The sequence below is a fragment of the Pseudarthrobacter sp. NPDC058196 genome (assembly GCF_042882685.1).
In the GTDB taxonomy this organism is placed as follows: domain Bacteria; phylum Actinomycetota; class Actinomycetes; order Actinomycetales; family Micrococcaceae; genus Arthrobacter.
Window position 1 is genome coordinate 212,292 of record NZ_JBHVVN010000011.1, and the last position, 12,310, is coordinate 224,601.

General features: G+C 66.8%; 10 protein-coding genes and 1 pseudogene. 10 read left to right on the forward strand and 1 reads right to left on the reverse strand.

All coding sequences use genetic code 11. The features are described from left to right. Positions 1–90: 90 nt before the first annotated feature. Positions 91–2,367 carry a maltose alpha-D-glucosyltransferase gene (treS, locus tag ACFVVC_RS17045; RefSeq protein WP_387455841.1) on the forward strand — a complete coding sequence of 759 codons (2,277 nt, stop codon included), beginning with the start codon at positions 91–93 and terminating at the stop codon, positions 2,365–2,367. A gap of 47 nt (positions 2,368–2,414) precedes the next feature. Here the strand turns inward: treS and ACFVVC_RS17050 are convergent, their stop codons facing one another. Next, on the reverse strand, positions 2,415–3,635 hold the full coding sequence (locus ACFVVC_RS17050) for an ROK family transcriptional regulator (protein WP_387455844.1): 1,221 nt from the start codon (positions 3,633–3,635) through the stop codon (positions 2,415–2,417). A gap of 193 nt (positions 3,636–3,828) precedes the next feature. On the opposite strand from ACFVVC_RS17050, the gene ACFVVC_RS17055 reads away from it, so the two are divergent. From ACFVVC_RS17055 to ACFVVC_RS17095, 9 genes and pseudogenes are all read left to right on the forward strand, one after another. Continuing rightward, entirely contained in the window at positions 3,829–4,926 is a 1,098-nt protein-coding gene (locus ACFVVC_RS17055; protein WP_387455847.1) for a Gfo/Idh/MocA family protein, read from the forward strand. Next, a complete protein-coding gene (locus tag ACFVVC_RS17060) occupies positions 4,923–5,753 on the forward strand; it encodes a hypothetical protein (protein ID WP_387455849.1) in 831 nt (276 codons plus the stop codon). The genes ACFVVC_RS17055 and ACFVVC_RS17060 overlap by 4 nt, the downstream gene beginning before the upstream one ends. 113 nt (positions 5,754–5,866) lie before the next feature. Continuing rightward, on the forward strand, positions 5,867–7,192 hold the full coding sequence (locus ACFVVC_RS17065; protein ID WP_387455852.1) for an ABC transporter substrate-binding protein: 1,326 nt from the start codon (positions 5,867–5,869) through the stop codon (positions 7,190–7,192). 9 nt (positions 7,193–7,201) lie between these two features. Continuing rightward, positions 7,202–8,164, forward strand: coding sequence for a carbohydrate ABC transporter permease (locus tag ACFVVC_RS17070; protein WP_387455855.1), 963 nt, complete (start codon positions 7,202–7,204; stop codon positions 8,162–8,164). Further along, complete coding sequence (locus tag ACFVVC_RS17075; protein ID WP_387455858.1) at positions 8,164–9,057, forward strand: carbohydrate ABC transporter permease; 894 nt, start codon at positions 8,164–8,166, stop codon at positions 9,055–9,057. The genes ACFVVC_RS17070 and ACFVVC_RS17075 overlap by 1 nt, the downstream gene beginning before the upstream one ends. A 45-nt stretch (positions 9,058–9,102) precedes the next feature. Then, the gene (locus tag ACFVVC_RS17080) at positions 9,103–9,855 is read left to right on the forward strand and encodes a sugar phosphate isomerase/epimerase family protein (RefSeq protein ID WP_387455861.1); all 753 of its coding nucleotides are present in this window, start codon (positions 9,103–9,105) and stop codon (positions 9,853–9,855) included. Then, positions 9,852–10,979 (forward strand): Gfo/Idh/MocA family protein, encoded by a 1,128-nt coding sequence (locus ACFVVC_RS17085; RefSeq protein WP_387455863.1) that lies wholly within the window; start codon positions 9,852–9,854, stop codon positions 10,977–10,979. The genes ACFVVC_RS17080 and ACFVVC_RS17085 overlap by 4 nt, the downstream gene beginning before the upstream one ends. Before the next feature lie 19 nt (positions 10,980–10,998). Further along, positions 10,999–12,177 carry a Gfo/Idh/MocA family protein gene (locus ACFVVC_RS17090; protein WP_387455866.1) on the forward strand — a complete coding sequence of 393 codons (1,179 nt, stop codon included), beginning with the start codon at positions 10,999–11,001 and terminating at the stop codon, positions 12,175–12,177. 23 nt (positions 12,178–12,200) lie between these two features. Then, a pseudogene (locus ACFVVC_RS17095) lies at positions 12,201–12,310 on the forward strand (sugar phosphate isomerase/epimerase); the annotation flags it as partial.

Here is a 12,310-nt window from a genome sequence, read left to right on the forward strand (position 1 = left end):
TACTCCCTGTCCGGCTGGGTACCTTTCCACGGGCAAGGGGCTTTGGAGCATCCATGCCAGCACGGAGACGAGCAGTGGAAAGAGGAGCTTATGCGGGAGCCGGGGACCAGCGAGCGCGTTTCGGATGCGGATAACACCGCCGGAGTCGGGGAAGGGGAGGCGGCCGCCACGGAGCCGGCAGCGGACCTGGAAGTCACTTTCGACGAACAGTTCTTCGCCGCCCGGCCAAAGGCGCTGCGGCCCGTCGCGCGGCGGCGCCAATTCGTGGGCAACAGGCCCTCCTTCGAATTCGACGGACGGAACGCCGCCTACGTGGAATGGCTGCGCAACCAGGCCATGCTCGGTGACGCCAATGTCCTGGCCCGGCAGTTGTCCGGCCAGGCCAGCATGTGGCAGAACTCGTACGCGCATCCGAACCCCCGGGCCGCCGTCGAACGCGCCCCCGTCTGGTTCACCGCCTACCCGCTGTCCTTCATCACCGAGCCGGGCCGGTCGTTCCTGTCCGCCCTGGGAGACGAGGCCATGTGGGAAGCCTTCCGTGAAATCGGCATCCGCGGCATCCACACCGGGCCGGTGAAACTGGCCGGCGGCATCAGCGGCTGGTCGCACACGCCCAGCGTGGACGGGCACTTCGACCGGATCAGCATGGCGATCGATCCGGTGTTCGGCACCGAAGAAGAGTTCCGGAGCATGTGCGAGGTCGCCGCGGAGCACGGCGGCACGGTCATTGACGACATCGTTCCGGGCCACACCGGCAAGGGCGCCGACTTCCGGCTGGCCGAAATGAACTTCCGCGACTACCCCGGGATCTACCACATGGTGGACATTCCGGAGGAGGACTGGAACCTCCTGCCCGATGTCCCGGAAGGGGCGGATTCGGTCAACCTCAGCCCTGATTCGGAACAGGCGCTGCAGAAAGCCGGCTACATCATCGGCAGGCTGCAGCGCGTCATCTTCTACGAACCCGGGGTGAAGGAAACCAACTGGAGCGCCACCCGGCCCATCGTGGACACCACCGGAAAGACCCGCCGCTGGGTCTACCTGCACTACTTCAAGGCCGGGCAGCCCTCCATCAACTGGCTGGACCCGACTTTCGCGGGCATGCGGCTGGTGGTGGGCGACGCCCTGCACTCGCTGGTGGACCTGGGCACCGGGGCGCTCCGCCTTGACGCCAACGGGTTCCTGGGCGTCGAAAAAAGCGCCGAGGAACAGCCCGGCTGGTCCGAGGGGCACCCGCTGTCCGAGGCCGCCAACCAGCTGATCGGCTCCATGATCCGCAAGGTTGGCGGGTTCTCCTTCCAGGAACTGAACCTCACCATCGACGACATCAAGGCAACCTCCGAATCGGGTCCCGACCTTTCCTACGACTTCATCACCCGGCCCGCGTACCACTACGCCCTTGTCACGGCGGACACCGAATTCCTGCGGCTGACGCTCCGCCTGTCCATGGAGATCGGGGTGGACCAGGCTTCCCTGGTCCATGCCCTGCAGAACCATGACGAGCTGACCTACGAGCTCCTGCACTTCGCTGCCGGGCACCGGGACGAGATATTCGAACTCAACGGTGAGGAACTCACCGGCGCGCAGCTCGCGGAGCAGGTCCAGCAGACCCTGCGGGAACGGCTGACCGGCGAGAACGGACCCTACAACGCCGTCTTCACCACCAACGGCATCGCCTGCACCACAGTCAGCTTCATCATGGCCGCCCTGGGTATCCAGGACCCCGCCGCCGTGACCCCCGAGCAGGAGTCACAGATCCGGGACGTCCACATCCTCCTGTCCATGTACAACGCGCTGCAGCCGGGAGTCTTTGCCCTCTCGGGCTGGGACCTCACGGGCATCCTGGCACTGGATCGGAGCAGTGTCCGGGAGCTCACCTCGCAGGGCGACACCCGCTGGATCAACCGCGGCGCGCACGACCTCATGGGGACCAGCCCGGACGCCACCACGTCGTCGTCCGGTATGCCGCGGGCCCGCAGCCTCTACGGCACGCTGCCGGAGCAGTTGCAGGATTCGAACTCGTTCGCGCGGCGGCTGCAGCGGATCCTTGCCGTCCGCGAGGACAACGGGATTGCCACGGGCACGCTGCTCGATGTCCCCGAGGTCTCCAACCGCGGGGCACTGGTGCTGGTCAACCGGCTCCAGGACGGCTCCCTGCAGGTCACGGCGCTCAACTTCTCAGGGCAGGACATCGCCGGCAGCATCCAGTCCAATGAGCTGCCCTCCGGGGCCAACGTCAAGGACCTCTTCAGCGGCGAGACGGTGGGGCAGGTGGATGACCTGCACAGTTTCTTCCTCGAACTGCCGGCCTACCAGGGGACGGCGCTGCTCCTCACCGAGGCACCGGAGCCGGACGCCGAGGATTAACGGGGCGCCGGGCGGCGCCGGAGGATTCTTTCCGGCGCTGCCCTTTGCTACCCGGCGATCGCGCCCGCAAGCGTGGCTTCGATGATGGCCGGCGAGAGGACGTACTGGGTGACCAGCTGGCTCGCCCCGAGGACAGCCGCCTGGTCGCCTGCCCGGGAGACATTGATGCGCAGGTGCGAGGTGGCCAGCGGCGGGGAGCGCCGGTACACCACCTCACGGATTCCCGCCACCAGGTGCTCGCCCGTTTCGCCGAAGCTGCCGCCGACCACGATGACGGACGGATTGAGCAGGTTCACCGCGGTGGCCAGCACCTCACCGATGTCCCGGCCCGCCTGCCGCAGCGCCTGGATGGCCTGCAGGTTGCCGTCGGCGGCGAGCCGGATCACATCCGCGCCCCTGGCCACGTCCACGCCCTGGTCCCGGAGGGAACGTGCGACGGCGGGCCCGGACGCGAGTGCCTCAAGGCACCCGTAGTTTCCACAGGCACACAGGACCTCGGCGCCCCGGGCAACCTGGACGTGGCCAAGGTCGCCCGCCGTGCCGTTCGCGCCGCGCTGCAGCTCCCCGTTGCTGATGATGCCGGAGCCGATGCCGGTGGCCACCTTCACGAAGAAGAAGTTGTTGTGCTCGGGCCAGTGGGCGGACTGCTCCCCCAGCGCCATGATGTTCACGTCGTTGTCAACGAGCACATGGACGGGCAGGGACCGCTGGACGTAGCTGACCACGTCGAACCCGTCCCAGCCAGGCATGATGGGCGGCTTCACCGGTTTTCCGGTGTCGTGTTCCACGGGCCCCGGGAGTCCGATGCCAATCCCCGCGAGTTCGTTGACGCTGCGTCCCGCTGACGCCAGCAGTTCCTTGCCCTGCGCCACCACCTGGTCCAGCACAGCTTCCGGCCCGTCAGCCACCTGCTGGGCCAGCCGGTGCTCGGCGAGGATTGTCCCGCCAAGGTCGGTGACCGCGACAATCACGTGCGTGGCACCGACGTCGACGGCCAGGACCAGGCGGGCGGACGGGTTGAAGGCAAAGCGCGACGGCGGCCTCCCGCCGCTGGAGAGTGCCTCGCCGGCGGGTCCCACGAGGCCGGAGAGCATGAGCGCGTCGATCCGGGAGGCAACCGTGGAACGGGCGAGGCCCGTGCTCAGGGCCAACTCGGCACGGGTACGGGCCCTGCCGTCCCGCAGCAGCTGGAACAGGTCCCCCGCCCGCGACAGGCTGCCGGCGTCGGATTCTTTTCCGAGCTGTTTCCCGACGGGTGAAGAAGTCATGCCCTAAGTCATAACACTCTTACTTAGTGCTGTCACCACACCAGAAGAATAACGAGAAACAAGCAACTTTTGCTTGACTCGCGTCAAAAGTAGCTCTACGTTGTGACTCAGGGCACATTCGTGAATCCGATGGCTGGTATCCACCACGGTGATCCCAGCACTCCAGAGTCCGCTTACGAAGAGGTAATTGAACTTGTCCCATCACACCGCACCGGCAGACCGGCCCCTGGGGGTTGGAATCCTGGGGGCAGGACCGGTCACCCAGGCCATCCACCTTCCCGCCCTGGCCCGGCTTCGCGATGTCCTTGAGGTACGGCACATCATGGATGTCGACGCAGCAGTTGGCTCTTCCGTGGCGGCGCGCGTCGGGGCAACGTCCAGCACGAGCGTGGACGAGCTGCTGGGCGATCCGGCCGTGGACATCGTCGCGATCTGCAGCCCCCACCAGTTCCACGCGGACCAGGTCATCGCCGCCTGCAGGGCCGGAAAGAAGGCTGTCCTCTGCGAAAAGCCGTTCGCCATGAACGCCGAGGAAGCCACCCGCATCTCGGCGGTCAGCACCGAAACAGGGGTTCCGATCGTCGTCGGCGCCATGCACACCTTTGATCCCGGCTGGCTCGCAGCGGAACAGAATTGGGGCAACCTCCCCGAAACGGCCCACACCATCCGCTCCTCCATCGTCCTGCCACCGAACGCCCGCTTCGAGGACTTCGCCACGGAAATCCTCACCCGCCCCGCCGCCGGCCGGCCGGACTACTCGGACATCGAGGTCATCAAAGCCGCCCTCCAGGGCGGGATCATGGGCCTGGCCATCCACGACCTTCCGCTGGTGCGCCGGTTCACGCCCGATTTCGAGCACGTCGAAGTCCTGCAGGCCCGGCACGTCCGACCGTTCGGCTACGCCGTCTCGCTCCGAACCCCGTCCCGCGTCATTGAGCTGCGGGCCGTCATGAACGGCACCTGGAAGCCCGAATGGACCTTCGAGGCCATCGCCGACGATTCCGCGCTGCGGATCGACTTCACGCCCTCCTACGTCCAGGCCGGTTCCGCAGTAGCCACCTTCACCCGCAATGGCGGCAGCGAAACCACCAGCTTCGGCCCGTACGGCCACAACGGCTACGAGGGCGAGTGGCGCGAACTTGCCGGACTCGCCAACGGAACCCGGCAGGCCCCGCCCGCCCAAACCCTGATCGACGACCTCACGTTCGCCCTGGCCATCGCCGAGGCCACGGTGGAAAGCGCCGCCCGGGACCATGCGGTCGCAGCGGACACGGCAGGAGTTTCCGCATGAGCGCCCGCTTCACGGTGCAGGCCACGCCCGCCGCCCGGGAGGCAGGCGCGGTCACCCAGACCGTGGCATCGCTGCCTGCAACGTTTGGCCCCACCCCGGCCGGCCAATCCGGCCCGGCCGACGTGCTGGTGGTCGCGGGCAGCAGCGGCTGGGCCGCCGAAGCCGCCGGCGCCGTGCAGGCAGGGGCCCGCGGCATTGTGGTGGCCAACCCCGTGCCCGAGGACACCTCGGAACTTGCGGCTGCGGCAGACGCCGCAGGGGCCGTCGTCGTCCTCGACCTCCGCTGGGCCGCGAACCCGGCCCTGGTCGCCGAGGTTTCCGGCCCGGATGCCCGTGGCGCAGTGCGCAGCGGGCTGGGCACCGCCTCGCTGCTGGACAGCGTGGCGACGGCGGCGCCCGGCACCGATCCACGGCAACTCCTCAGCGACCACCTCGCCGCCTTGCTTGCCGTCACCGGCCGACTGGACGGCGTGGCCGTCCTGCGCCAAGACGCCGCCGGTTACACGGCCAGCGGCAGGCTCGCGAACGGTGCGCCGTTCACCGCCCAGGGCGTGCTTACCGCCGGCCGGCCCGCCGGCGTCGACATCCGCCTTTACACCGCCGACGGCGGGGTTGCCGTCCAGGTCCCCGATCCGGACGCCGCATGGCCTGCGAAGGTCCGGGTCACCGGGCCGCACGGCGAGCTCCTGCTTCCCACCCTGTATGAATCAGCCCACCGGTTTGCGTGGCGGCGCCTGAAGGAGCACCTCAGCGCCGGCACCAGGCCGGACGATCTGGCCGGGTTCGCCCGGCTGACCGACCTCTACGCAACCCTTACCGCCACGTAACCAGCCCCTAGATACGCAACAGAACACAGCAGCCCAGTCCCACCTCCACTCTCAACGATGAGCAGGACCGTACCAACGGCACACTGCGCCCGACGGTCCCGAAAGGACACACCATGAATGCTTCTTCCGAACCACGCCGCTCCTTCTCCCGCCGCGGCTTCCTGGGCCTGACGGCAGCCGCTGCCTCCGTACCGCTGTTGGCAGCCTGCGGCGGCGGCTCGGCATCGCAGGGCGGCGGAGGCGGGGCCGGCGCGACCGTCAAGTTCTGGGACATGCCCTGGGCCACGCCGGCCTACAACGATGCCGCCAAGAGCGTCGCCGAGGGCTTCTCCGGTGCCAACGGCAGCAAGGCCAGCTACCAGATCATCCAGTGGAACAACTTCTACCAGACCTTCTCCTCCGCGATTGCCTCGAAGACCGGTCCCGCGGTTTCCACCGGCGGCGGCTTCCAGGCCTTCCAGTTCGAGCAGCAGGGCCAGATCGCCTATGCGGACAAGGTGATCGACAAGCTGAAGGCGAACGGCCAGTTCGACGACTTCCTGCCCGGCGTGCTGGACCCGTTCAAGTCGGACAAGGGCTATGTGGCTGTTCCCTGGCAGCTGGACATGCGCGTCTTCTGGTACCGCAAGTCGCTCTTCGAGAAGGCAAACGTTGCCCTGCCCACGGACTGGCCGTCCCTCCTTGAAGCCGGCAAGGCCCTGAAGAAGGTCGGCGCTTTCGGCTTCACCACCGGTGCAGGTGCGGGCAACAACTACGCCAACCACTCCATGATCATGATGATGGTCAACAACGGCGGCGGCGTGTTCAACAAGGACGGCCAGCTGGACCTGATGAACGACCGCAACGTCGAGGCCATGGAGTTCGTCCTGGAGCTGGTGTCCAACGGCATCGTGGACCCCGCCGCGGTCAGCTACACCACCGACAACATGTCAGCCCAGTGGAAGGACGGCAAGGCAGGCTACGGCCTGTTCCAGGTGAACGTTCCGCAGCGCGTGGGCGACACCTCCGGCGACCTCCTGGTGGCTGACCCGATCAAGGGCCCGCACGGGGACAAGGCAACGATCGTGTTCCCGAACAACATCATGATGTACACCAACACCCCGTCCCAGGACGCCTCCGAGGAGTTCCTGGTGTACTACCTGGGCCAGCTCAAGCAGCTGTGGCAGAAGAAGCTCATGTCCGCCCTGCCGGTCTTCAAATCCATCACGGAGATGCCCGAGTTCGCGGGCGATCCCAACAACGTCAAGATCGTCAAGGACTGGCAGCCGATCGCCAAGACCTTCGCCTCCCAGGGCAGCAAGCTGAACGCCAACCTTGCCGCCCTCGACGGTGGCCAGGCCCTGAACCAGTTCAGCCAGACCATCATCACCGGAAAGGCCGACGCCAAGACCGCCCTGCAGACCTTCCAGTCCGGCCTCGAGTCCGTCCTGAAGAAGTAAGCGCCCGCCATGTCCTCCACCACTGCACAATCCGGCCTGGCCCGGGCCCGCCGCGGGGTTGCCCCCGGCGGGTCCGGGACCGCCCCCGGCAAACGCAAGAGCAAGCTCTCGGCCCAGGCCACCAGGACCTTCTTCTGGCTCCTGCTCCCCTCTGTGGTCCTCCTGGTCCTGATCCACGGCTACCCGCTGATCTACGCCGCGGTCCAGGCCACGCACGACGGAGACCTGCTCCAAACCGGCAACTTCGTCGGCGTCCAGAACTTCTCCACCGTCCTGACCTCGCCGGCGTTCTGGAAAGCCGCCCAGTTCACCCTCTGGTTCACCATCGTCGGCGTGTTCGGATCGTGGCTTGTGGGGCTGGGCCTCGCGCTGCTCCTGCGCACCAAGATCCCCGCCGGCAACACCTTCAAGGTCCTGCTGCTCCTGCCCTGGGTGGTGCCGATCGTGGTGTCCTCCACCGCCTGGAACTGGCTGGTGGCCACCCCGGACAGCCTGATTCCCGCACTGTTCCGGAACCTTGGCCTGGGCACCCCGCTGTTCCTGGCAGACCCCACCCTGGCTTCCATCACCGTGATGGCCTTCAAAGTCTGGGTCAGCTTCCCGTTCATGATGATGATGATCTCCGCCGCCCTGGCCTCGGTGGACACCACCGTGTACGAGGCCGCCAGCATGGACGGCGCCAGCCGCTGGCAGCAATTCACCCAGATCACCCTGCCGCTGATCGCCCGCTCCACCTACATCAGCTGGATCCTGATGACCATCTTCTGCGTCAACGACTTCCCCACCATCTACCTGCTCACCGGCGGCGGCCCGGTCAACGCCACCACCTCACTGGTGGTCCTGGCCTACCGGACAGTGTTCCAGGACTTCGCCACCGGCCCCGGTGTGGCCATCGCCTTCCTCATGACCATGACCCTGGTGGTCATCTCGGTCATCCTGTACCGCCAGATCCGAAAGTCGAGTGTCGAATAATGAGCGCAGCAGTCCACGCCCATCCCCAGTCCGGCCCGGCCCTCGGCGTCGGCCAGGCAGGCAACACCCGCCGGGTACTCTCCGAAGCCGGCCAGCGCGGCCGCTGGTGGCGGTTCATCGCCATCCTCATCATCACCGCGATCGTACTGGTGCCCATCATGGTCACCATCGTGCTCGCCTTCACCCCCGGCCCCAACAGCACCGCCACCGGCCTGACCTTCGAGAACCTCGGCAACGTCTTCTCCAAGACGCTCGCCGCCACCTGGCTGAAGAACAGCCTGGTCACCACCCTCTCCACCGTGGTGGTATCGGTGGCCGTGGCCGCACCCGCCGGCTACGTCCTCTCCCGCGGCCGGTCCAAGGCCGTCTCCGGCTACTCCCTGCTCCTGTTCGTCATGCAGTCGCTGCCCATCATCACCTCCGTGGTGCCGCTCTTCATCCTGTTCGCCGGGATGGGCCTGGTGGACAACCTCCTGGGACTGACCATCATCTACGTCGGTTCCACCATGACGGTGGCCACCTGGATGATGGCCGCATACTTCGACTCCATCCCCATCAGCCTCGAGGAAGCATCCTGGATCGACGGCTGCTCCGTCTTCGGATCCTTCACCAAAGTGGTCCTCCGGAATTCCCTCCCCGGCGTCCTCTCCACCGCGATCTTCGCCTTCCTCCTGGCCTGGAACGACTACCTCGTGGCCATCGTCTTCCTCCGCTCCAACGAAATCTTCACCCTTCCCATGGGCGTGCAGTCCTTCTTCCAGCAAAACGCGACAGACTGGACCTCAGTCATGGCCCTGGCCGTGGTCATGATGCTCCCGCCCGTCATCGTGTTCGCCGCCCTGAACAAATACTTCAGCGTCGGTGGCATCGGCGGCTCCCTCGCCGGCCGCTGACCTCCACAATCTTCAAACCGCTCCACCACACCGCTAAGGAAACCCATGTCCTACTCGCTTCAGCTTTACACGCTCCGCAACGCCATCTCCGAGGACCTTCCCGGCACCATCAAAAGGGTTGCCGACATTGGGTTCACCCAGGTGGAGCCGTACAACTTCGTGGCCACGGCCAAGGAACTCGGCGCAGCCCTGAAAGAGAACGGCCTCACCGCACCTTCCGGCCACGCTCCGCTGATGAGCCAGGACCAGGACGAAATCTTCACCGCGGCCAGGGAACTGGGTATCAGCACGGTCATTGACCCGTTCCTGCCTGCCGAGCACTGGCAGAAGGCCGAAGACATCCAAGCCACCGCCGAAAAGCTTAACCAGGCTGCCAGGAAGGGGGCCGAGTACGGCATCCGGGTGGGCTACCACAACCACGCCTGGGAGCTCGAGTCCATCATTGACGGCCGCACCGCGCTGGAATACTTCGAATCGCTGCTGGACCCGGAACTTGTCCTGGAAGTGGACACGTACTGGGTAGCCGTTGGCGGCCAGGACCCGGTGGACATCCTGGCGAAGCTGGGTGACCGGGTGAAGTTCATCCACATCAAGGATGGCCCCCTCACCACGGACAACAAGGCCCAGCAGCCGGCAGGCCAGGGCAAAGTGCCGGTCATGGACGTGATCGCCGCGGCCACGTCGCTTGAAGTGGGAGTCGTGGAGTTCGACGACTACGCCGGTGACATCTTCGAAGGCATCGCCGAAAGCCTCGCTTTCCTGAACAGCAACACCGCAGCCGAGGGGGCCAACGCATGAGCACTCCCGCAGCAAAGTCTTCCCGCAAGGGCCCTGTGGGCGTCGGCGTGATCGGCGCCGGGGTGATCAGCAAGCAGTACCTGGACAACCTCACCGCGTTCCCGGACCTAAAGGTCCACGTCATCGCGGACCTCTTCGAGGAAGCCGCCGAGGCGCGTGCCAAGGAGTACGGTGTCCCCGAGTGGGGCGGGGTGGAGAAGGCCCTGAACCACCCCGACGTCGAAATCATCGTTAACCTCACCATCCCGGCAGCACACGTGGAGGTGGCCACGGCCGCCGTCAACGCCGGAAAGCACGTCTGGACCGAGAAGCCCTTCTCCCTGGACCGCGAGTCCGGACTGGGCCTGCTCAAGACGGCGGACACCGCCGGTATCCGCCTGGGCTGCGCCCCGGACACCTTCCTTGGTGCCGGAATACAGACCGCCCTGCGCCTGATCGAGCGCGGCGACATCGGCACCCCGCTGACGGCGATGACCACGTTCCAGACCCCCGGCCCGGAATCCTGGCACCCCAACCCGGCGTTCCTCTTCCAGCACGGCGCCGGCCCGCTGTTCGACATGGGCCCCTACTACCTCACCACCCTGGTCCAGGCGTTCGGCTCCATCCGCAAGGTGGCCGCCGTCGGGTCCAAGGCCAAGGATGTCCGCGTGATCGGATCCGGCCCCAAGGCCGGCGAGGAATTCACCGTCGAGGTGCCCACCCACGTCTCGGCCATGGCGCAGTTCGAGTCCGGCGCCTCCTCGCACAGCGTCTTCTCCTTCGAGTCCCCCCGGACCCGGATGGGCTTCGTGGAGATCACGGGCACCGAAGCAACCCTGTCGCTGCCGGACCCCAACTACTTCACCGGAGACATCAAGCTCTGGCGCGCCGGCGACGAGGACTGGACCACCGTTCCGGCCACCGGGCCCGCCAACGGCCGCGGCATGGGCGTCCTGGACATGGCACGGTCCATCCGCGCCCGCGTCCCGCACCGCGCCACCGGCGACCTGGCGTACCACGTGCTGGACACCATGGTTTCCATCAGTGAGTCCATCGACGCCGGCACGTTCATCGACGTCGAAAGCTCAGCCCCGGCATCCTCCGCCATCCCGGAGGACTGGGCTCCGGAAACCGCCACTCTCTGACAGGCAGCAGGAACGCATCATGAGCACACCCGCAGACCCCTCCGAAACCACGGCTTCCCGCCAGGGCTCCGGCCCGTTGGGGGTCGCCGCGATCGGTTATGCCTTCATGGGCAAGGCCCACTCCAACGCATGGCGGAACGTGGCCAGCTTCTTCGACGTCCCGGCCTTCGAGCAGAAGGTCCTCGTGGGCCGGGACGCCAGCGCCGTGGCCGAGGCAGCAGCCGCGTACGGCTGGGCGGAGTCGGCCACTGACTGGCGCACCGTGATGGAACGGGATGACATCGACATCGTGGACATCTGCGCGCCGGGCTGGATGCATGCCGAGATCGCGATCGCAGCGCTGGAGGCGGGCAAGCACGTGCTGGTGGAGAAGCCCCTGGCCAACACGTTGGCCGAGGCCGAACTCATGACGGCAGCGGCCGCCAAGGCACGTGCCCGGGGAGTGCAGTCGATGATCGGATTCAACTACCGGCGCGTCCCGGCACTGGCCCTGGCCAAAGAACTGATCGCCGAGGGCCGGCTGGGCACGGTCCGGCACGTCCGCGCCGCCTACCTGCAGGACTGGCTCGCTGATGCCCAGGCCCCCATGACCTGGCGGCTGCGGAAGGAAACCGCCGGGTCCGGTGCGCTGGGGGACATCGCCAGCCACGCCATCGACCAGGTCCTTTTCCTGCTGGGCGACCAGGTCAGCGAGGTCAGCGGCCGGCTGCACACCTTCGTGGACCGCCGCCCCGGCGCGGCGGGCACCGAAGAGGTAACGGTCGACGACGCCGCCTGGGCCACGCTGTCCCTCACCTCCGGGGCGGTGGCCTCAGTGGAGGTGTCCCGGGTGGCCACCGGCCGGAAGAACTCCCTCCAGATCGAGGTGTACGGCGAGAAGGGCAGCCTCCTGTTCGACCTGGAAAACCTCAACGAGCTCGGCTTCCTGGACGCCACCCTCCCGGTCCGGGAGCAGGGTTTCCGCCGCATCCTGGTCAATGAACCCGAGCACCCCTACCTGGAAGCGTGGTGGCCACAGGGCCACATCATCGGTTGGGAGCACACCTTCACCCACCAGGTCCGCGACTTCCTGCTGGCGGTCCGGGACGGAACCCAGCCGTCGCCGTCGTTCGAAGAAGGACTGAACGTCCAGTACGTCCTGGACGCCGTGGAGGAATCCGCAGCCAATAAAAGCACCCTCACCGTCGTGCGCCACTAGCGCCCCACCACCAAGGAGCCCCCATGCCCCGCCCCTTCACCCTGTTCACCGGCCAGTGGGCCGACCTGCCCTTCGAAGAAGTCGCCCGCCTCGCCTCCGGCTGGGGCTACGACGGACTGGAAATCGCGGTCTC